This window comes from Mesorhizobium waitakense (assembly GCF_056431085.1).
This window is the reverse complement of record NZ_JBWKME010000236.1, coordinates 1-1,180: the sequence shown is the minus strand read 5'-3', so window position 1 is coordinate 1,180 and position 1,180 is coordinate 1. Positions and strand designations below refer to the sequence as shown.

At 61.3% G+C, this 1,180-nt stretch carries 2 protein-coding genes and 1 pseudogene; all 3 read left to right on the top strand.

The features are described 5' to 3' along the window. Positions 1-128 precede the first annotated feature (128 nt). Entirely contained in the window at positions 129-386 is a 258-nt protein-coding gene (locus AC07FD_RS39480; RefSeq protein WP_478354207.1) for a hypothetical protein, read from the top strand. Then, positions 380-952 (top strand): AAA family ATPase, encoded by a 573-nt coding sequence (locus AC07FD_RS39475; protein WP_478354206.1) that lies wholly within the window; start codon positions 380-382, stop codon positions 950-952. The genes AC07FD_RS39480 and AC07FD_RS39475 overlap by 7 nt, the downstream gene beginning before the upstream one ends. Then, positions 952-1,180, top strand: a pseudogene (locus AC07FD_RS39470) (hypothetical protein); the annotation flags it as partial. The gene AC07FD_RS39475 and the pseudogene AC07FD_RS39470, both read left to right, overlap by 1 nt.

The following is a 1,180-nucleotide window of genomic DNA, read 5'->3' as shown; positions in this document are numbered from 1 at the left end:
TTGTTCGAGCCCACGCCGGCCGGCGACCGCTGGCTTGTGGTGGAAACCGATGAGGACAATGTCTTCTGGAATCCCGCACGAACACCTTCGCCACTGACCCTGGTCATGCCTTTGCCCTCGGCGAGGAGATGATCAGCACGGCGGCGACATACAGCTTCGATTGCTCCTTGAACATCTTCGCTCATCCTCTGGACTGGTTGCGCAGCAAGCGGGACGGGATCGTTGTATTGCCTGATCAGTGGCATCGGGCATTCGACCGGCTGCGCGACACCCCACGGATCGTCTTGGCCGAGAGCATGTTGCCGCTCTATCGGCGACATATGCGACCGCCTCACCTGCCCGAACTCTTCGTCATGACCTCGAAGCAGGAGGTCATCGCATGCTGAACCTGGAGACGGTTCCGATAGCAGAATACGAGCGCGAGCAGACGAAGACGAAGCCCTTCGTGCGAACCAACACGACCACCATCATGGCGACGGTGTTTCCGCCGATCAAATGGGTGGTGCCCGGCTACGTTCCCGAAGGTCTCGCCATCCTTGCCGGTCGCCAGAAGCTCGGCAAGACATGGCTGGCGATCGACATGGCGCTCGCCGTCGCCTGCGGCGGCATTGCCATGGGTTCGGTCGAATGCGAGCAGGGTCACGTACTCTACATCGATCTGGAGAATGGTCCCCGCCGCATCCAGCGACGGATCGAGACGCTATGCCCTGACGCGCTACGCCGGCCGGATCTGTCCAGGCTGGACTGGGTAAGCGAGGCTCCGATGCTCAACAACGGCTTCATCGACTGCCTCGACGACTGGCGGCTTTCGGTGGCCAAGCCTCGGCTGGTTGTGATCGACGTCCTGCAGCGAGTTAAGCCCCCGGCAATAACAATCAGAACGCCTACGAAAGTGACTATGCTACTTTGTCCCCGCTGCAGCGATGGGCGACGACACACGGCACAGCCGTGATGGTGCTGCACCACACCAAGAAGGGCGGCGCCGACGATCCTCTGGAGGCCCTGAGTGGCTCCAATGGCATGTCGGCTTGCGCTGATACCACCCTAGTCCTGGACAAGGATCAGAACGGCACCACCCTTTATGTCCGCGGCCGCGATGTGGAGGAGAAGGAGAGTGCGCTGAAATTCGTTGGTGGGCTCTGGACCTATGCGGCGAGGCAGCCGACGTACGACGCTCAGG

What these genes read in the sequence shown, in the direction of transcription:
- AC07FD_RS39480 (WP_478354207.1), top strand. Translation starts at nt 129, where the DNA reads ATGATCAGCACGGCGGCGACATACAGCTTCGATTGCTCCTTGAACATC.
- AC07FD_RS39475 (WP_478354206.1), top strand. Translation starts at nt 380, where the DNA reads ATGCTGAACCTGGAGACGGTTCCGATAGCAGAATACGAGCGCGAGCAG.